We start from the raw sequence: 18,644 nt of genomic DNA on the forward strand, positions 1-18,644 counted from the left end.
GGGAGCGGGTTCACCCGCGAATGCGATGCCGGCCTCACTGCCGCCTTCGCAGGTAAACCCGCTCCTACAGGGTACGCATTCCAATCTGCAAGCCCACAGGAACCTACGGCATGTCCATACCTTCCCTGCAACAGCAACTCACCACCTGGCGCCACGGCTTCCACCGCCACCCGGAAACCGGCTTCGAGGAGTTCACCACCGCCGCCGAGGTGGCGCGCATCCTGCGCAGCCTGGGCCTTGAAGTGCACGAAGGCATCGGCGGTACAGGCCTGGTGGCCAGCCTCACGGTAGGCGACGGCCCCGGCTGCATCGGCCTGCGCGCCGACATGGACGCGCTGAACATCCACGAGCAGGCCGGGCAGCGCGCCCATGCCTCCTGCACCCCGGGCAAGATGCACGCCTGCGGCCACGACGGCCATATGGCCATGGTGCTGGGCGCGGCCAAACTGCTGTGCGAGCGTCGTAACTTCAACGGCACCGTGCGTTTTATCTTCCAGCCCGCCGAAGAACATGGCCGCGGCGCCAAGGCGATGATGGCCGACGGTTTGTTCCAGCGCTTCCCGGTGGACGCGCTGTACGGTGCCCACAACATGCCCGGCATGCCCGCCGGGCATATCGCCACCCGCAGCGGCGGCATCATGGCCAGCGAGGACAATTTCGTCATCCATATCCACGGCCGTGGCACCCATGCAGCACGCCCGCACATGGGCATCGACCCGCTGGTGATCGGCGCCGAGATCGTGCTGGCCTTGCAAACCGTGGTGGCGCGCAACGTCGACCCAAGCCTGCCGGCGGTGGTGTCGTGCACCGAATTCCTTACCGACGGTATCCGTAACGCCATCCCCACCCATGTCACCCTCAAGGGCGACACCCGCAGCTACCACCCGGCAGTCCAGCAGTTGCTGGCACAACGCATGGAGCAGCTCTGCCAGGGCATCTGCGCAGCCCACGGCGCCAGTTGCAGCTTCGAATACAGCCACGAGTTCGCCCCCACGGTAAACTGGCCGGCGAACACCGCCACTGCCGTGCAGGCGGCGCGCAACGTGGTGGGCGAGGCGGCAGTGGATGCTGAGGTGCAGCCGATGATGATCTCCGAGGACTTCGGCGCGTTCCTGCAGCAGGTGCCGGGCAACTTCGTGTTCATCGGCAACGGCGCCGCCGGCGAGGACGGCGCGGTGCCGCTGCACAACGCCAGCTACGACTTCAACGACCGCATTCTGGAAACCGGTGCGCGTTACTTCGCTGAACTGGCGCGGGTTTCGCTGCCACGCTGAGCCCCTTGGCTGCGCGGTGCAATGCCGCGCAACCGGCTTGCTGTGAACGCTCGTCATACCTGCTGTGCCGCCCTGCCCCCTAATCCCCCTCGCCGTTGCGGCTTCACGTAGTCAATCAAGGCCCGCAGATGGCCCAGCCATAGCACAGCCCCTGTAGGAGCCGGCTTGCCGGCGATGAGGCCAGACCTGCTGAAATGATGCTGGCCACAAGGACGCCATCGCCGGCAAGCCGGCTCCTACAGGGCGAGGGCAAAATGCTATCCTGCGCGCTTTTCCCCCGCCCATCGCCGGCCCCCAGCGCAGCTACATCGCCTGCCACTGGCGCGGCGAACTGTCCCTGGCGCGCACTTTCCTGCTCAACGGCGTTGCCCTCTGCCTGTTGTTCTTTATGCTGACCAGCCCGCTGCAGGCACTCGTGCTCGACGCCTCCGCCCCCATGGCCGCGGGCCTCATCGGGCTGCTGATCATCTGCGCAGGCCTGCTGCTGATCGTCTGGCAACTGGTCGGCCTGTGGCGCTCTGCCAGATGCCAGGGCGGGCTTGCCGGGGTAGTGGTACCGTTGCTGATCGTCGCGGTACTGGCGCATTTCGCCTACCCCTTCGGCAAAGGCTTCGTCAGCGGGTTCTCCAAGAGCTTCAACGAGCAGTTCGAGCGCAGCTCGGCAGATTGATTTACAGCCTGGCCCACGCTATCGCACGGGGCGCGCAGCTCTGCGATCATGGGCGGCCAACACCGCCCAACGAGAACCAGCGCCATGCTCACGGTCCAGGACCTCATTGCCATCGACCTGCTCAAGCTGCAGCCGGTGGCCGGCCTTTGCGGCACCGGCCGGCTGATCACCTGGGCCCACGCCGTCGACCTGCCCGACCCGTGGCGCTGGGTGTCACCGGGCGACCTGGTGATGACCACCGGGGTGGGCTTGCCGGCTGACCCGCTTGAACAGGTGGCGTGGCTGGAGCAACTGGTGCAGAGCAACCCCAGCGCCCTGGTGGTGGCCCCGCGCCCTGATGCCCCAGTGCTGTCGCAGGCCCTGCTGGATGCGGCCGAGCGCTTGATGTTCCCGGTGTTGCAGGCGAGCTTCGAGCTGGAGTTCGTCAAGCTGTCGCACTATGTGATCGAGAGCGTGCTGCAGGCCCAACGCGAGCGTTTCAATGCCAGCGAGCGGTTGTTCCAGACCTACGCCGATGCGCTGCGCAAGGCGCCGGAGATGGCTGGCCGACTGGCGCTCCTGGCCGACAGCCTGGGGCTGGAGCTGGCCATCGAGGACGCCGTCAGTGGCGCGCCGATGTTTGCCAGCCACCCTGGCCAGCCCGGCGAGCAGGTCGAGCGTATCGCCATCGGCGGGCGCACCCGGGCCAACCTGGCGATGAGCCGGCGGGCCCGGCGTTCGCCGGATGACTCGATCCTGGTGCGCTCGCTGGTGGGGTTGCTGGGGGTGGAGCTTGAGCGTTTGATGATTCACCGCGACCAGCAGCGCGAGGAAGGTGCGGCGCTGCTGCGCAGCCTGCTGCACAGCGAGACCGAGTTTGCCCTTGCCCGGCCGCTGCTGGAGCGGCGTGGCTTGACGGGCAGCTTGGTGAGCCTGGCGATCCGCCCGGGTGACGACGGGCCATGGAGCGCCGACGCCGTGCACCAGGCCCCTGCCCTGCACGGCGCCTGCCCGCTACTGCTGGCCGACAACGGCTTGCTGCTGGCAATCAGCCAGGATGACGCGCATGCCTTCGAGGCGCTACGGGCGAGCCTGGGCAGCGGCACGCTGATCGGGGTCAGCGGCGCCATCGCCACGGCCACCGGGTTTCGCGAGAGTGCGCGGCAGGCGCGGCTGGCCCTGGCCCAGGCCGGTGAGGTGGGCACTGCGGTGCTGCGTTATGGCGAGGCCGAGACGGGGCTGATCATGGCGCCCAAGTCGCTGGCCGAGGCGCGGGCTTTGGTGGGGCGCTACCTTGGGCCGTTGATCGAGCATGACCGGAGCCAGGGGGCTGCGTTGCTGGGGACGCTGATGACCTTTCTCGATAACGATGGGAACTGGAAGGCCACGGCGCTGGACCTTGGGATTCATCGGCAGACGCTGGTGTATCGGTTGAAGCTGGTGGAGCAGTTGACGGGGATCAAGCCCACTACCACGCAGGGGATTGCGCGGTTTTGGATTGCCATACAGGCGGGGCGTAATACGGAGTTGATTGGGGGGTGATTTTTTGGGGTTCGGGTTCGGGTTCGGGTTCGGGTTCGGGTTCGGGTTCGGGGCTTATGGTGGTTGCTTTGGTAGATGTATGCGCATTCATTGACGATAAGCGCTTTTCGTCACCTTTCCGCCCTTACGGCGGCCTACTTTTGTCTTGGCAAAAGTAGGCAAAACCGCCTGCTCCTATCATCCGGCCCCCTACGCTGCGCTCCGGGGTTCCCTCGCTCGGGCTTGCTCCGAGGTACGCGCCGACGGGCCGTCCTGGCCCGATCGGCGCTCGACCGGCATCCATGCCGGTCGCCCTCCTACGCAATCCCTACGCTCGGCCTCCTGAAGTCGCGATTTGTGTTGTCTGAACTATTGCGCGCTTAGAAGCAAGATCAAGAGCCAGATCAAGAGCCAGATCAAGAGCTGGGATGTTGGTTTTATTGTTATTGATGTTTTGTTTGTTCGGGCCCTATCGCCGGCTCCTACAGGGGTATGCGTTATCCAAATTGACGCGTTCCAACGTGGGAGCGGGCTTGCCCCGCGATTAAATCCTGAGGTCCCACGGTGGCAACTAGCGGTTAGCTGCGTATTCACAGGCGCCGCCACTAACTTCGCGACTTCAGGAGGCCGAACGCAGGGATTGCGGAGGGGGGCGACCGGCATGGATGCCGGTCGAGCGCCGATCGGGCCAGGGACGGCCCGTCGGCGCGTACCCCCGGAGCAAGCCCGGAGTGAGGGTACCCCGGAGCGAAGCGCAGGGGCCGGATGATGGGAGCGAGCGGTTTTGCTTACTTTTGACAAGACAAAAGTAAGCCGCCGTAAGGGCGGAAAGGTGAATAAGCGTCACTACAAATAATGAATGCGCATACAACTTTCAAAACCAACCAATGCAAATATCAGCAGATCAAACAGATCAAACAGATCAAACAGATCAAACAGATCAAACAGATCAAACAGCGTACACCGCAAGATATAAGCCGCCCGCAAGGGCCCCATCGCCGGCAAGCCGGCTCCTACAACCAACCAACCGTTTGACGCCCGAAGCCTAAACCTTCAAGGTCGCCCCCTCATGCCGAAAAAAACCAGCCCCCGGAGAGCCCCATGCATTTCGACCTGATCCAGACCCTGAGCCTGGCCGGCAAACGCAACGTGCCCAACGACGACCGCATCGGCTGCGCCGATAACCACGCCTGGGTCATCGACGGTGCCACCGACCTAGGCGAACCCGGCCTGCTCGGAGAGCGCGGCGGCGCCGCGTGGCTGGCCAGCACCGCCCAGCGCGCCTTCGCCAATGCGGCAGGCCCGTTGCAAGGTATCTGCGAACAGGTGTTCGACCACCTCGCCCGCGACTATGAGCAGGCCCGCCAGCGCGAACCGCTGGCACTCTGGGAACTGCCCCGCGCCGCCTTCGCCGCCGTGGCCCTGGAAGGCGGGCAACTGGTCTGCGCGCACCTGGCTGACTGCGTGGTACTGCACCGAAGCGCCAGCGGCATCGCCTTCCTCACCCCGGAACCGGACCGCGAGGCCGAACGCGCCGAAGCCGCAGCCCTGGGGCCCGGCACCGGCGCCCACGGCGTGCGCACCCCGGCCGTACTGGCCGACCGCCGCGCCGCACGCGAACGACCGCGCGCAGTACTCGGGGTCGACCCGCAACAGTCCCGCGCCGGCACCCTCTACAGCCGCGCGCCTGTGGCCCGGGGCGATGACGTACTGCTGATGAGCGACGGCTTCGCCGCACTGTTCGACACCTACCAGGCCTACACCCCGGCAAGCTTCATCGAACGCTTGCTGGAGCACGGCCTCGACGACTTGGCCCGCACCCTGCGCGGCATCGAGCAAGACGACGCCGCCTGCCTGCGCTACCCACGGTTCAAGATGAGCGACGACGCCTCGGCGATCTGGTTGCGCGTGGGGTGAAGCCGCCCCCTCAGCACGCGAGGGAAACAACCTACAAAATCAGCAGAAAACCCCGCCTTTTCGTAGTGAACCACCCCCCTATGATTCGCCAGCGATAACCATCGGTAGCGAACCACTGGGGAACCAAGGCTTTGTCGGAAAGCAAGTTTGATCACCTGACCGAAGAACAGCTCGACACACTGTATGCGCAGTACATGGCCGGCGAAAAAGTGGCGAAACTGCTGGAGAACTGGGCGATCGACCTGAGCCCAAGCATGTTCATCCGCGCCTTCCCGGCCAAGGCCTGCGACAACCTCGCCTGCCCCTACTGCCAGGTGTCCATGTTCCAGCGCAGGCGCTCAAGGCAGCCCTACCAATGGCGCAACGAGCCCGCTTTCTGCAAGCGCTGCCAACACCTGCAGCACTTTGCCGAACGCTACCGCGAGACCCCAGTGTGCAACTGCCCACCTTGCCTGGTCATTCGCGAACAGGCGCGTCGGCAACACGAAGCCGATCAGCGTGAGCGGGTGCTCGCTGCGTGTGCGCAGGCCAGCCACCCGCCGGTAAGGCTGGCCATCCTCGGCATTCGCCTCAAGCTGTACCTGATGGCCTTGCTCGATACCTGCCTGGACTGGCGCGAGGGCACCCTGCGCCGGGTTACTGCACTCAGGGGGGACGCCTGTCTCACCCCTACTCCCGAACTGGATGCCCTGTTGATAAGAGAGCTGCACGAAGCGCATGTGCTGCTGGCCGACCCGATGTCACCGCTGAGCGCATTCGAGGACGGGCCCACGCCTGTGCCTCACCTGGACAAGGTGCGCTGGCAGTTGAACATCGCCTTGGGCGACGCCGAGCGAGCGGTGGCGACGCAGGTTTATCGCGCACTACACAATGAACTGTCATGCGGCCCGCTGCCGGCCTGGCGAGAAACGCTCGCCGAAGCCATCGAGACGTTGGCTGTCGAGGAGGTCTACAGCTTTTTGCAAGCCCGCTGTGACGAGCACGACATGCCGCTGCATCCGTGGAAAAAGAGCCGCGAAGTGATCGGGGAGCTGGTCAAGACCAGGCCCGTCTGCCAACTGTGGGCCTTGGTGACAACGGCGGTGAACAACGCCGTAACTTATGCCAGCAGAGCCGGTATCAGCAAAACGCAGGCTTCGAACACCCTGCCGAACAACCTGTTGCGCTATGAGCAAAGAGCCACCGAAGAACAATGGCGCTTCAAGCACTGGAACAGAAACAGCACCAGGCGCCCGCGCTCGGCGCTCAGCAAGGTACTTCACGGGCTGCTGCTCAAGCATGCAGACCACGGCACCGAGCGCCCGCTGGCCGTGTACTTGCAGGCCCTGCCGGGGGCCGTGGAACATGGCTGCCCGGCCTGTGGCTCGCTACTGGTGCATGTGCAGGCCAGGCCCGAAGAGCTGGTGATCAACTGCAAAGACTGCATTGCAAGGTCGGTGCTGCCCGGTACCGACTGACCGCACCCGCCTTCTAGGAAACGTCCTACAACGAAAACGGAAAGCATGAACTCTGCAACGCCACTGCTCCGACGCAAGATTAGGCCTCCACTTACTGGCGGCCCATCATCGTCTGACAGACAAGGAAGCGTTTCATGACTATCCAGCAACTCCCGCCCTGCCTGCTCTGGGATTACGGCATCAGCCTCGACAAACACACCATCAGCAGCACCCCCACCGGCCACAACGAACAGGGCTACATGCAGTTCCACACGGTACGTACCGCCATCGGCGAGGCAGTGTTCCAGCTCAAGTACCGCGACGATTACAGCCAGGTCGAGATGCTCGCGCGTGCCGTGGTAGCCGCCCTGGCCGGGCAGCGTTTCGCTGTGGTGATGCCGATGCCGGCCAGCCGCCACCGTGACCGCCAGCCCGTCCACGAAGTGGCACGCCGGGTGGCGCAACTGATGGGCATTGCCTACCACGACCAGGTACTGGTCAAGACCTGGAGCACCGCCATGATGAAGGACCTCGACGGCTACGAGGCGCGGGTCAAGGCGCTGGCCGGTTGCTTCAGCGTCAACGACACCCTGCGTGGCCCCTGCGACGTGCTGCTGATCGACGACCTGTTCGACACCGGCGCCTCGCTGCAGGCTGCCTGTACCGCCCTGCGCGAATGCGCTAGCATCCGCAGCATTTCGCTCGTCGCCCTGACACGGAGACACTAATGCAGCGGGTGTTCATCTCCGGCTCCATCACCCTCAAGCGCCTTGGCCCGCAGGTCGAGGCGCGGCTGGACAACATCCGCACCTCGCAGTTGCAGGTGCTGGTAGGCGACGCCTCCGGTGTCGACAGCGCCGTGCAGCGCTACTTCAGCAGCCATGGCTATGACGCCGTGCGCCTGTACTGCAGCGGCCAGGCGCCGCGCCACAACATCGGTGGCTGGCCACAGGTGAACGTGGTGCCGCCAGCCAACGCCAGAGGGCGCGCGCTGTACACGGCCAAGGACCTGCGCATGGCCGAGGACTGCGACTTCGGCCTGATGGTGTGGGACTGCAAGAGCCCCGGTACCTTGAGCAACGTCATCGAACTGCTGCACCGCAACAAGAAGTCGGTGGTGTACCTGCAGCCCCAGGACGCCTTCCTCACCATCAGTGCGGCCGACGACCTGCACGCCCTGCTCGGCCATATGGACCCGGTTGCACGACAGGAGGCGGACAAGAAGATCGGGCTGTCGAAAAAGCTGGCCCAGCTTGCATCACCCACCGATGACGGCGATGACCCACGCCAACTGCAGGCGCAAATCGACCATCACCGCGCTCGCATTGCCAGCCACCAGCAGCAGATTGACGAATTGCAGGCCAGGTTGGCCAGGCTGGCCCCAGTCGACGACCTGTTCCCCAACTGAACGCACCTGATACAGCGGGCTGGCATTGACCCGCGCGTCGTACGCCCGTACGATTTATTCGTACATACGTACGGCCAATCATCTGCGAGCGCTCCGATGCCACCTGATGCCACCACCCGTTGGGCGCGCCATGCGCTTTACCTGCTGTTCCTGCTGCCCGGGCTGACCATGGCCAGCTGGGTCACCCGCACCCCGGCCCTGCGCGATGCCCTACAGGCCTCCACCGAACAGATGGGGATGATCCTGTTCGGTTTTTCGGCCGGTGCCATGTGCGGCATTCTTGGCGCCGGCAAGCTGGTCGGTCGGTTTGGCGCCCACCGGGTCATGCGCTGGGGCCTGCTCGGGCTGTCGGCCGGGTTGCTGGTGCTGGCCGCTGGCAGTGAACTGAACAGCGCCCTGTTGGCCTTTGCCGGGTTGTTCGTCTACGGCATGGGCATGGGCGTTGCGGACATTGCGGTGAACATCGAGGGCGCAGCGGTAGAGCGCGAGATTGGCCAGCCGATCATGACCACCCTGCACGGTTTTTTCAGCCTCGGCACCCTGGTGGGGGCACTGGCGGGCATGGCCATGACTGCCCTGGCGATACCGCTGGCCTTGCATATGGGCGCTGCCGCGCTGTTGTCGGCGCTGGCCGTGGTGCTGCTGGCCGCGCATGCGCCGCGAGCCAGCGAACGGGCGACTGATGAGCATGTGGCGAGCGCGGACGCTGACTTCAGCTGGGCCGCACTGCTGGGCGACCGGCGGCTGTTGTTGATCGGCTTCGTGGTGCTGGCCATGGCCCTGGCAGAAGGCGCGGCGAACGACTGGTTGCCGCTGTTGATGATCGATGGCCATGGCTTCGCCGAGACCACCGGCACGCTGATCTACCTGGTGTTCACCGTTGGCATGACCCTGGGGCGTTTTGCCGGGGCGCCGGTGGTACAGCGCTTTGGCCGCACGCTCACCTTGCGCGCCAGTGCGCTGGTGGGTGCGGCGAGCCTGGCGCTGGTGGTGTTCTGCGATGTGCAGTGGGTGGCGGCAGCCGCCGTGATGCTGTGGGGCATCGGGGCTTCGCTGGGCTTCCCGCTGGCGATCTCGGCGGCGGGCGAAAGCGGCGCGTACAGCGACCAGCGGGTGCGCCTGGCGGCGACTGCGGGGTACCTGGCGTTTCTGGTGGGGCCGCCGCTGCTGGGGTTCATCGGCGAGCATTTTGGCCTGCGCCTGGCGATGCTGCCGGTACTGACGCTGGTGGCACTGGCGTTCGTGGTGGCCTCCGCGCTGCAGCAAGCGCCGCAACAAAGCAGCCCTGCGCGGTCAGTGTAGGAGCTGGCTTGCCAGCGATAGGGCCAGTTGCTTCAGCACAGCAGGCCCGGCCTCATCGCCGGCAAGCCGGCTCCTACAGGGGATGGCGCCTGGCCGAGCAGTAGACAGGGGATGGCGCCGGCCTTTCAGGACACGGCCCTGACCAACCGTAGAATCTCCTCGCGCCCCACCACCACATCGCCCAGCGCATTGTGGATGGTGAAGCCCTCGATCAAGGCATCCACCGCCCGCGCTGCGCGCTCGTCGAAGTGGATCAGCAAGGCCTGGCGCGACAGCGCCATCCAGTCTTCCATCACGTAGCGGTACTCGGGCCGGCGTGATACGAAGGTGTACAGCTCGAAGATCAGCAGCATCTGCCCCGACGCCTTCCACAAGTCGCCGCAGATCAGGTCGGCCACAAGCTCCCGGGCATGCTCGATGTCGCGTGCCTCCTGCAACTGGCGCAGGTACAGGCCGGCAATGCCCTGGGTCATCTTGACGAAGGCCGCGGCGACGATCGCATCGATGCTGTCGAAGTGGTAGGTCATGGTGCCCGGCGACACCTTGGCCTCGCTGGCGATACGCCGATAGGTGGCGCACATCGCACCCTCCTGCTGGATCACTCGCAGCGCGGCATCGACGATGAGGTCCTTGATGTCATGCTCAGGGGCTTGCTGTTTTTTCGGCCGGGCCATGGTGGTCTCGTTGCGCTGCGTCGGGCAGGAGCATACCAGCTCGTCGCTGCCCGGGCGCCGGGCAAAAAAGGCGGCCCCGCAGGTACAGCGCCGGGCCAGGGCTTTGCATGCCGCTGTGGGAGCGGGCTTGCCCACCGCCAGTACCAGCACGACCACGCGGTCATCCTCGACGCGGTAGGCCAGGCGGTAGCCTGAGGCCTTGATCTTGTAGTGGTCGGGCAACGCGCGCAGCGCATCTGCCGGCAGCCTGGGCGTTTCAAGGCGCTGCCTGAGCTTTTTCTTCGCGTGTTCACGCACGGTGTGGCCGAGCTTCTCCCACTCTTTCAAGGCAGAGGGTAGAAATTCGAGCTGATAGAAGACCGCCAGGGCACCTTGCGCACTGTGCGTTATGTGGTGCAGTCGCAGTGCATCAATAACAAGTAGGCGCCGGAGCCTGAATTCGCGAGGTTTGGGCCTGAGCCTGTTATTGCAGGGGCCGAGTGTTGGGGCGGCGGGTGGTGGCCTGGTAGCCCAGGGCGAGCACGGCCAGGGCGAGCACCGCCAGCAGGCCTATCAGCTCGCGGCTGTAGCGCGCCACCCAGGCGGGCAGACCGACCACCTCGCGGTACACCTGGATGTCTGCCGTGCCGTCGGCGTAGCGGATACCGATGCCGCCCTGGCGGATCTGCGAGTAGTCGGCGTCGAAGTACACCCAGACCTTGCTGGTACCCGCAGGCTCGATGGCCGGGATCTCGACGCTGCTGGTGGAGGCCTGCACCAGGGTGTCGTTGCCGGCATCGTCGCGCACCTGCACCAGGCCCTTGGCCGGCAGGCGGATGGTCACGGCCTTGACCGGCACCTGGCGGTGGTTGGTGAGCTCGATCAGCAGGCCGGTGCGGTGGTCCACCAGGCCGGCCTCGAAGGGCCGGGCGAACAGCTGCAGGTAAGGCGCCTGGGCCAGGTCCACCAGGCGGTCGACCTGGCCGTGGTCGAGCCCGCCGGCGCTGATGTCACTGATGCGCGCGTGCAGGCGTTCGTACTTGAGCAATTCGTTGGCCTGGCTGATGCGTTCGTTGAACTGGCCCGGGTAGGTGAGGTGGGCGTAGGTGAGCCGCGCTTCGAGGTTGTCGTCCTCGCGCAGCGCGGCGTAGAGCACGGCAGCGGTTGCTGCCACGACCAGCAGGCCTACGAGGGATTTACCGACTTTTTCCCAGCTCACCTTGGAGTTCCTTGAATTGATGTACGCAATGGCTGGCAAAGGGTGCCAACAACCGCAGGCCAGGGCAAGCCTGTACCTGCCGCTTGCACACCTACCTGTAGGAGCCGGCTTGCCGGCGATGAGGCCCCAGCCGGCGACCAAGGGCCGCGATCTTGTGATTGCAGGCCCGGCCCTATCGCCGGCAAGCCGGCTCCTACAGGGGGCTGTAGCCTCGAACCAGCAGGCCGGGTACCGCTACCACCAGCATTGCGATACCTGACAGGGTCAGCAGGCTGAGCACGATGCGCCGGAACGCCGCCTCGCTGATGCCCAGGTACACCCGCGTGCCCAGCAGCGTCGGCAGCAGCATCGCCAAGGCCACCACGGCGAACATCGGCAACAGCGAGACCGTCACCAGCCCGCTACCGAGATAAGTGAGCATGGTCACCGCGAGCATCGACAGGTTGAAGTTCTGGATCACCGCGCGCTGGGTGTCGCGCTCAAAACCGCGCAAGGTGCACCAGAGCGTCGGCACGGTGCCGGTGAAGCCGCCGATGCCGCCCAGCACCCCGCCGACCATGCCCACCGCGCCATCGGCCAGGCGCCCGCCGCGCAGCCGGGGCAGGCGCGGCGCCAGCAGCATCAGCGGGCACCACACCACCAGCAGGGTGCCGAACACCGCCTTGAACCAGAGCATGTCCAGGTACGGCAGCACCCACACCCCCAACGGGATGCCCGCCAACCCACCCAGCACGAACGGCCACAGCAGCCCCCAACTGCCCCCCCGGCGCACGCTGAACACGGCAATCAGCTGGCCGGTGAGGCTGCCGAACACGGTCAGCACCGCTGCCACCCGCGGCTCCAACCCCCAGGCCCAGAACGACATGGCCACCATGCCGAAGGCAAAGCCGGAAAGGCCCTGTACGAAACCTGCGACGATGGCGCCGAGGGCGATGAGGTAGAGCGGGTCCATGGGGGCTCCTTGCGCGCTGAAGTGTGGGCAGCATTCCCCACCCAGGAGTGGGTGTCTATCCCCAGCTTTGCGGCCGGGCCCGAAACGAGCGCCGCTCACACCACTGCAACACCTTGAAACATGTGCCTTCGCGCCATGTGCCGGTTGGCACAACCGTTGCTCCACACCTGAAACAGGGCACATCGCCACCCCTGCGGGTGGCTACAGATGCCAGGCTGCTCAACACGGGGCATACGGCAATGAAGAAACCAGCTGCATCATCCAGGCACGTATTCAGGTTGTCCTCTGTCACGGCGCTACTGTTCAGCTTCGGGCTGGCCGGAGCCATTGCCGGGTCCCTCGATGACGTCAGCCAGCCGCCGCCCACCGACCCCTCGGCGTTCAGCGACCCGCCCGCCGATGCCGCCGGGCAGGCGGCGGCGCTCAACGCGCTGGGCAGCATGCCCGAGGCCAACCAGGGTTCGCTGGAGCTGAGCAACGGGGTGTACGGCACCCGCGCCACGGTAGAGACCGACAACGTGCTGCCGCCGCTGCAACAGACCTCGCGCCAGTACCCCACCAACGGCAAGCCCAGCCCGCTGTTCGGTGCCGAGCCGTTCACCCAGCAGCTGTTGCTGTTCGAAGAATTCGGCCCGGAAAAACTCGACCCCGCCACCCCGCCAGGCGAGCTGACCTTCCCGCCGCCCATCCTCGGCCCGATGCCGGCCCAAGACCCCAACAACGTGGCCCGCAGCAGCCCCGACGGCAACGCCCTGGAGGCGTTTCTCAAGCAGCCGGGGCTGACGCCGTTCCCCTCGCAGTACTCGAATGTGCTCGACCGCAACCCGTGGAAGGCGCAGATCGAGCTGTTTCTGAACCGCAACTCGGTGGGCTCGCCTGCCGAAGGCCGACCACCAGGAAAGGGCTGGTCGCACCAGCGCTGGAACGAGTTCTACCCGCAGGCCGCGTTCAAGACCGCGCAGGCCGGTGCGCGCATCAACCAGGGCCTGCGCGACCGCAAGCAACTGCACAACTATGCCAAGGGTGAGTTCGGCCCGGGCGGGCTGTACTACCAGACCTCGGACATCCCCACCACGCTGGGCACCACCAAGGGCATCGACACGCGCTTCCACCCGAAAATGCCGCTGCAAAACCACAAGTCGCTGTGGACCTTCGACGGCACTTTCCCGGTCAAGCTGCTGATGGTGCGTTATGGCCAGCCGGTGCTGATGCGCCACTACAACGCGCTGCCCATCGACCCGTCGGCCAACAATGGCTTTGGCCTGCACACCATCAGTACCCACGAGCACAACGGCCACTCGCCGGCCGAAAGCGACGGCTTTGCCAACGCGTACTTCTTCCCCGGCCAGTACTACGACTACCGCTGGCCGATCCAGCTGGCCGGCTACGACACCATCAACACCAACGCCCAGGACCCGCGTGCAGCCTTCCCCTGCTCGCCCGGCGAAACCCTGTACGTCAACGACGCAAGCCCTGGGCTTAAAACCTGCGAAAACGGCAGCATCAAGATTCGCGGCGACTGGCGCGAAACCATGAGCACTCACTGGTTCCACGACCACATGCTCGATTTCACCGCGCAGAACGTCTACAAGGGCAACGCGGTGATGATGAACTACTACTCGGCCCTGGACCGCGGCAACGAGGCGCTGCAGGACGGCGTCAACCTGCGTTTTCCCAGCGGCTCGGCGATGCCCTGGGGCAACCGCGACTACGACGTCAACCTGGTGGTGGCCGACAAGGCCTGGGATGCCAATGGCCAGCTGTGGTTCAACCCGTTCAACACCAACGGTTTTCTTGGTGACCAGACCCTGGTGAACTGGCAGTACCAGCCGCGCCTGAAGGTGCGTGCGCGCAGCTATCGTTTCCGCATTCTCAACGGCTCGGTGTCGCGCTACTACAAGATCGCCATCGTGCGTGAAGTGGCCGGCAACGGCGGCGAGTTCAAGGGGCCGGCCGGCTCCAATGTGTCGTACAACCGCGTGCCGTTCCACATGATCGCCAACGACGGCAACATCATGGAACACGCCGTGCCGTTCGACGGCAGCATGGACTTGAACGGCAACGGCGACCTGCAGGACAACAACGGCATCCTGCCGCTGCAGGGCATTGCCGAGCGCTACGACATCATCGTCAACTTCGCGAAAAACGGCATCAGCGTTGGCGACAAGATCTACTTCGTCAACATCGAGGAACACGAGACCGGCAAGGGCCCGGCAGGCTCCATCAAGCTGGCCGACGTGCTCTCGGGCGCTTACAAGCCGGTGATCAAGCAGACCAGCAAGGGCCAGGAATGGGACGGCGGCGACCCGGTGGTGGGCAAGTTCCTGCAACTTGTGGTGCAGCCCTACAGCGGCCAGGACGTGAGCATGGACCCGACGCTGTACGAGCCGGCCAAGCCCGGCAAGGCCGCAGGCCTTGCGATGATCCCGCTGCCCATCAACCGTGACGGTGTTGCCGACAAGGCCAAACTCAAGGATGCGCGCCACCGCGAGTTCATCTTTGGCCGCTCGGACGGCACCGACGAGCAGCCCTGGACCATCAAGACCGACGGCGGCTTTGGCTACAGCATGGACCCGCGGCGCATCAGCGCCGCCCCGCAGCTGGCCCAGGAGGCAACAGCCGGCGGCTTCAGCGGCGACGGCACGCTGGAGGTGTGGAAGATCAAGAACGGCGGCAACGGCTGGAGCCACCCGGTGCATGTGCACTTCGAGGAAGGGGTGATCCTGAGCCGCGACGGCAAGGCGCCGCCGGAATGGGAAAAATGGGCACGCAAGGACGTGTACCGCATCGGCCCGGATGCCGACTCCTCGGAAGAGGTGGAAATGGCCATTCGCTTCCGCGAGTTCGCCGGCACCTACATGGAGCACTGCCACAACACCCAGCATGAAGACAGCTCGATGCTGCTGCGCTGGGATATCGAACACCCCGGGCAGTTCCAGCTGATGCCCACGCCGCTGCCAGGCTGGGATGGCGTGCAGTATGTGAACTCTGCCGCGCTGCCGACCTTCCGTACCAACAACACCGGCCCCGGCAATGCCGGCAACAACCCGCCCGTGGCGGTGAACGACAGCGCCGCCACCAGCGCCGGCAAGCCGATCGTGATCAGCGTGCTGGCCAACGACAGCGACCCTGACGGCGACCTGCCGCTGACCGTCAGCAGCCTGGCCCAGCCGGACTCCGGCCAGGGCTCGGTGAGCAGCAACGGCACCCAGGTCACCTACACCCCGCCGGCCACGGTAGCCGCCGCGTTCACTGCGCGCTTCACCTACGCCGCCCGGGATGCCCGCAACCTGGATTCGGCCAACCCGGCGACGGTCAGTGTGGCGGTAGCGCCGGCACCGGTGGTGGATGTGATCAAGGTCAACAGCGCCAAGGTGACCAAGCGCAGCACCAACCGCTGGACCTGGGAAATCGAAGGCACCACCACGGTGTCCGCCGGCAATAGCATCCGGGTGAGCAGCACCACCACCACAGGGCCGATAGACCTGGGCCTGGCGACCCTGAGCCCGAGCGGCACCGCAGCCCGCTGGAAACTGACCGTAACCACAGTGGGCGCAGGCCCGGCGCTGCCGGCCAAGGCCACCGTGCGTTCGGCACTGGGGCAGGCGGTGATTGTGCCGGTAACGGTGAAGTAAAGCCCACAGCGCGCGCCCTGTAGGAGCCGGCTTGCCGGCGATAGGGCCTAAACCGGCGACACACTTTCGGGCCCTGTGTCGCAGGTTTAGGCCTCATCGCCGGCAAGCCGGCTCCTACAAGGGGCGGCCTGACGTTCCAATGGAGGATTCGACCATGCTGCGCACCTGGCGCCTGCTGCTGCCCCTGCTGCTGGTTTTGAGCCTGCCCTGCGCCCTGCCCCCCAGCAGCGCCAGCCCGGAGCCCGACACCCCCTGGGGCGCCAGCTACTTCCCCAACATCCCGCTGCTGACCCAGGACGGCAAGCAGGTGCATTTTTTCGACGACCTGATCAAGGACAAGGTGGTCGCCATCAACTTCATCTTCACCGGCTGCGGCGACTCGTGCCCGGTGGAAACCGCGCGCCTGCGCCAGGTGCAAAAACTGCTGGGCGAGCGCGTGGGGCAGGATATCTTCATCTACTCGATCAGCATCGACCCGTACAACGACACCCCCGCCACCCTCAAGCGCTACGCCGAAAAATTCGGCATCGCCCCGGGCTGGACCCTGCTCACCGGCGAAGCCGCCGATATCGAAACCCTGCGCCGCAGCCTGGGCCTGTACATCGACGGCCTGGAGAACGGCCGCAGCCGCGACCATAACCTCAGCCTGATCATCGGCAACCAGGCCACCGGCCGCTGGATGAAAGCCTCGCCGTTCGAGAGCCCGTACATCCTCGCCGACCGCCTGGCCAACAGCCTGCACAACTGGAAGCAGGCCACCGCCAGCACCCAGGCCGAAGCCCCGATGATCCGCCCGCCGAGCACCGGCGAGCAGCTGTACCGCACCCGCTGCTCGTCGTGCCACACCCTGGGCGATGCGGTACCCGGCGCCACCCGCGGCATCGGCCCCGACCTGCTGGGGGTGACCCGCCAGCGCGACCCGGCCTGGCTGGTGCGCTGGCTGAAGGAGCCGGACAAGATGCTGGCCGAAAAGGACCCGTTGGCGGTGCTGTTGTACGAGCAGTACAACCAGCTGGCGATGCCGAACATGCGCCTAGGGCCCACCGAAGTGGAGGCGTTGCTCGGGTACCTGGAAGAAGAGACCCAGCGCCTGCAGACGCCGTCTGCGCAGCGTTGATCTCAAGATTGCCACCCCACCTGTAGGAGCCGGCTTGCCGGCGATGAGGCCCGTACCGGCGACACACCTCAAGGCCTTGTGTGGCCTGTACCGGCCCTATCGCCGGCAAGCCGGCTCCTATGGAACAAATCACAACTCGTTGATTTAACGAAGATTCTGTGGGAGCGGCTTTAGCCGCGAACACCGGCACAGCCGGTGCCAGCATTCGCCTGTGCCGGCCCTATCGCCGGCAAGCCGGCTCCTACATAGGGCGCGGGCGCGCTTGCGGCCGCAGTTCCCTGCGCGACAGCGCGGCGCCAAGGCGGCGTGTGGGCTCTCATAGAACAAACTACAACTCATTGATTTAACACGGTCTCTGTGGGAAGCGGCCTTGTGTCGCGATGGGGCGCGAAGCGGCCCCAAGGCCTCGGCCTCATGCAAAATTGCCGGGGCTGCTACGCAGCCCATCGCGACACAAGGCCGCTTCCCACAGGGGCCGCGGTGCATTTGCGAGACTAGTTCTCTGCGCGACAGCGCAGCCCGAAGGGCTGGGTGATTTCCTACAGGTAGCGCGCCGGCCTGTAGCCCATGTGGGAGCGGGCTTGTCGGAGTGCCGGACCACCGCGAACACCGGCGCAGCCGGTGCCAGGTTGCAGGCGTTTTAGGCCCCGCGTTGCCGAGCCGGCTAAGAGAAGCTGGACATGCGCTCGTACGCCACTTCGCCACTGGCCAGCAGTGGCTGCAGGTATGCGGTGTAGGACTCCCAGGTTTCGAACAGCTGCGGGTGCGCCAGCAACTCATCACCCTCGCCGGTGATGTTCAGCAGCATCACCCCCTGCCCGTTGCCGACGATCTCCCGGGCCTTTGCTGCAAAGCCGCTGTGGGTGATCAGATAACCCAGCGCCACCAGCCCCAGCACCGAGCCCTTTTGCGCGGCGCTGGCACTGAGCAGGGGTTCTTCGGGGGCGTCGGAGAGCAGCAGGGTCAGGGTGTGCAGGTGGTGCCGGGCGTCATCCACGGACGCTGCGATCTGCCCGCCGTGCAGCAACGCCTGCGCGGCCTGGGCATGGGCGATGATGTTTTCGTGGGCGAAATGGTCGTAGGAGGTGAGCAATACCGTGCCAAGGGGGGATGGCTGCTTGGGGAAGTGCTGGGCTTCGGTCATGCGCGCATTCCTCGGGAGTGGATGCTGCCATCAGAGCACGAGAAAGCGGGTGACGCCAAGCGTGGGGCGTTATTTGTGGCGTTTGAAGGTGGGGTTCCATTTGCGGCGCAAGCGTAGGCGAGAGGGGTTGAGACTTGGGATCATCCAAAGGTGGTAGAGGATGAGTGGAATAGACAGCCAAACTATCCATGGGTCCGATTCGATAAGCTCCTGAGGCGGCCAGATCCTGCCTTCGCGGGTGCCAAATATAACGCTGTGGTAGAAGACCGCAAAGGCCACGTTGTAAGTGAAGCCGATGAACTCTTTAACCTCTGCGAAGCCGCCCCCAGCCAGAAGTAACGAAAGGACTGGAGCAGAAACAACCCCAAAAAAGACAAGCATGAAGAAAGCTGAAGGAGTCAAGCCCCACCCCCAAGA

Annotated in this window: 14 protein-coding genes and 1 pseudogene; 10 read left to right on the top strand and 5 right to left on the bottom strand. The window is 65.3% G+C overall.

Features of this window, described 5'->3' with window-relative positions:
* Positions 1 to 110: 110 nt before the first annotated feature.
* From KSS94_RS16990 to KSS94_RS17025, 8 genes are all read left to right on the top strand, one after another.
* Positions 111 to 1,274, top strand: coding sequence for a M20 aminoacylase family protein (locus KSS94_RS16990; protein WP_217839257.1), 1,164 nt, complete (start codon positions 111 to 113; stop codon positions 1,272 to 1,274).
* Positions 1,275 to 1,662: 388 nt separating this feature from the next.
* Entirely contained in the window at positions 1,663 to 1,944 is a 282-nt protein-coding gene (locus KSS94_RS16995; RefSeq protein ID WP_217839258.1) for a hypothetical protein, read from the top strand.
* Between the two features lie 84 nt (positions 1,945 to 2,028).
* A complete protein-coding gene (locus tag KSS94_RS17000; protein WP_217839259.1) occupies positions 2,029 to 3,465 on the top strand; it encodes a PucR family transcriptional regulator in 1,437 nt (478 codons plus the stop codon).
* A gap of 1,080 nt (positions 3,466 to 4,545) precedes the next feature.
* On the top strand, positions 4,546 to 5,361 hold the full coding sequence (locus tag KSS94_RS17005) for a protein phosphatase 2C domain-containing protein (RefSeq protein ID WP_217839260.1): 816 nt from the start codon (positions 4,546 to 4,548) through the stop codon (positions 5,359 to 5,361).
* A 131-nt stretch (positions 5,362 to 5,492) separates the two neighbouring features.
* A complete protein-coding gene (locus KSS94_RS17010; protein ID WP_217839261.1) occupies positions 5,493 to 6,818 on the top strand; it encodes a hypothetical protein in 1,326 nt (441 codons plus the stop codon).
* Between the two features lie 134 nt (positions 6,819 to 6,952).
* Positions 6,953 to 7,525 carry a ComF family protein gene (locus KSS94_RS17015; RefSeq protein ID WP_217839262.1) on the top strand — a complete coding sequence of 191 codons (573 nt, stop codon included), beginning with the start codon at positions 6,953 to 6,955 and terminating at the stop codon, positions 7,523 to 7,525.
* Positions 7,525 to 8,205, top strand: coding sequence for a hypothetical protein (locus KSS94_RS17020; RefSeq protein WP_217839263.1), 681 nt, complete (start codon positions 7,525 to 7,527; stop codon positions 8,203 to 8,205). Before KSS94_RS17015 ends, KSS94_RS17020 begins: the two co-directional genes overlap by 1 nt.
* A gap of 96 nt (positions 8,206 to 8,301) precedes the next feature.
* A complete protein-coding gene (locus KSS94_RS17025; RefSeq protein ID WP_217839264.1) occupies positions 8,302 to 9,507 on the top strand; it encodes an MFS transporter in 1,206 nt (401 codons plus the stop codon).
* Positions 9,508 to 9,632: 125 nt separating this feature from the next.
* Here the strand turns inward: KSS94_RS17025 and KSS94_RS27270 are convergent, their stop codons facing one another.
* From KSS94_RS27270 to KSS94_RS17040, 4 genes and pseudogenes are all read right to left on the bottom strand, one after another.
* Positions 9,633 to 10,181, bottom strand: coding sequence for a TetR/AcrR family transcriptional regulator (locus KSS94_RS27270; protein WP_217885553.1), 549 nt, complete (start codon positions 10,179 to 10,181; stop codon positions 9,633 to 9,635).
* Positions 10,182 to 10,307: 126 nt separating this feature from the next.
* Positions 10,308 to 10,547: pseudogene (locus KSS94_RS17030) on the bottom strand (type II toxin-antitoxin system RelE family toxin); the annotation flags it as partial.
* 97 nt (positions 10,548 to 10,644) lie between these two features.
* A complete protein-coding gene (locus KSS94_RS17035; RefSeq protein WP_217839265.1) occupies positions 10,645 to 11,379 on the bottom strand; it encodes a hypothetical protein in 735 nt (244 codons plus the stop codon).
* Positions 11,380 to 11,572: 193 nt separating this feature from the next.
* On the bottom strand, positions 11,573 to 12,331 hold the full coding sequence (locus KSS94_RS17040; RefSeq protein ID WP_217839266.1) for a sulfite exporter TauE/SafE family protein: 759 nt from the start codon (positions 12,329 to 12,331) through the stop codon (positions 11,573 to 11,575).
* Between the two features lie 239 nt (positions 12,332 to 12,570).
* On the opposite strand from KSS94_RS17040, the gene KSS94_RS17045 reads away from it, so the two are divergent.
* On the top strand, positions 12,571 to 15,966 hold the full coding sequence (locus KSS94_RS17045) for an Ig-like domain-containing protein (protein WP_217839267.1): 3,396 nt from the start codon (positions 12,571 to 12,573) through the stop codon (positions 15,964 to 15,966).
* Between the two features lie 154 nt (positions 15,967 to 16,120).
* Positions 16,121 to 17,083, top strand: a complete 963-nt coding sequence (locus tag KSS94_RS17050) for an SCO family protein (protein WP_217839268.1) — start codon at positions 16,121 to 16,123, stop codon at positions 17,081 to 17,083.
* 664 nt (positions 17,084 to 17,747) lie between these two features.
* On the opposite strand, the gene KSS94_RS17055 is transcribed toward KSS94_RS17050, so the two are convergent.
* Positions 17,748 to 18,227 (bottom strand): hypothetical protein, encoded by a 480-nt coding sequence (locus tag KSS94_RS17055; RefSeq protein WP_217839269.1) that lies wholly within the window; start codon positions 18,225 to 18,227, stop codon positions 17,748 to 17,750.
* Between the last annotated feature and the right edge of the window lie 417 nt (positions 18,228 to 18,644).

The sequence above is a fragment of the Pseudomonas fakonensis genome, from assembly GCF_019139895.1.
In the GTDB taxonomy this organism is placed as follows: Bacteria; Pseudomonadota; Gammaproteobacteria; order Pseudomonadales; family Pseudomonadaceae; genus Aquipseudomonas; species Aquipseudomonas fakonensis.

What these genes read in the sequence shown, in the direction of transcription:
- KSS94_RS17000 (WP_217839259.1), top strand. Translation starts at nt 2,029, where the DNA reads ATGCTCACGGTCCAGGACCTCATTGCCATCGACCTGCTCAAGCTGCAG.
- KSS94_RS17040 (WP_217839266.1), bottom strand. Translation starts at nt 12,331, where the DNA reads ATGGACCCGCTCTACCTCATCGCCCTCGGCGCCATCGTCGCAGGTTTC.
- KSS94_RS17005 (WP_217839260.1), top strand. Translation starts at nt 4,546, where the DNA reads ATGCATTTCGACCTGATCCAGACCCTGAGCCTGGCCGGCAAACGCAAC.
- KSS94_RS17055 (WP_217839269.1), bottom strand. Translation starts at nt 18,227, where the DNA reads ATGACCGAAGCCCAGCACTTCCCCAAGCAGCCATCCCCCCTTGGCACG.
- KSS94_RS17025 (WP_217839264.1), top strand. Translation starts at nt 8,302, where the DNA reads ATGCCACCTGATGCCACCACCCGTTGGGCGCGCCATGCGCTTTACCTG.
- KSS94_RS16995 (WP_217839258.1), top strand. Translation starts at nt 1,663, where the DNA reads ATGCTGACCAGCCCGCTGCAGGCACTCGTGCTCGACGCCTCCGCCCCC.
- KSS94_RS16990 (WP_217839257.1), top strand. Translation starts at nt 111, where the DNA reads ATGTCCATACCTTCCCTGCAACAGCAACTCACCACCTGGCGCCACGGC.
- KSS94_RS17015 (WP_217839262.1), top strand. Translation starts at nt 6,953, where the DNA reads ATGACTATCCAGCAACTCCCGCCCTGCCTGCTCTGGGATTACGGCATC.
- KSS94_RS17020 (WP_217839263.1), top strand. Translation starts at nt 7,525, where the DNA reads ATGCAGCGGGTGTTCATCTCCGGCTCCATCACCCTCAAGCGCCTTGGC.
- KSS94_RS27270 (WP_217885553.1), bottom strand. Translation starts at nt 10,181, where the DNA reads ATGGCCCGGCCGAAAAAACAGCAAGCCCCTGAGCATGACATCAAGGAC.
- KSS94_RS17050 (WP_217839268.1), top strand. Translation starts at nt 16,121, where the DNA reads ATGCTGCGCACCTGGCGCCTGCTGCTGCCCCTGCTGCTGGTTTTGAGC.
- KSS94_RS17045 (WP_217839267.1), top strand. Translation starts at nt 12,571, where the DNA reads ATGAAGAAACCAGCTGCATCATCCAGGCACGTATTCAGGTTGTCCTCT.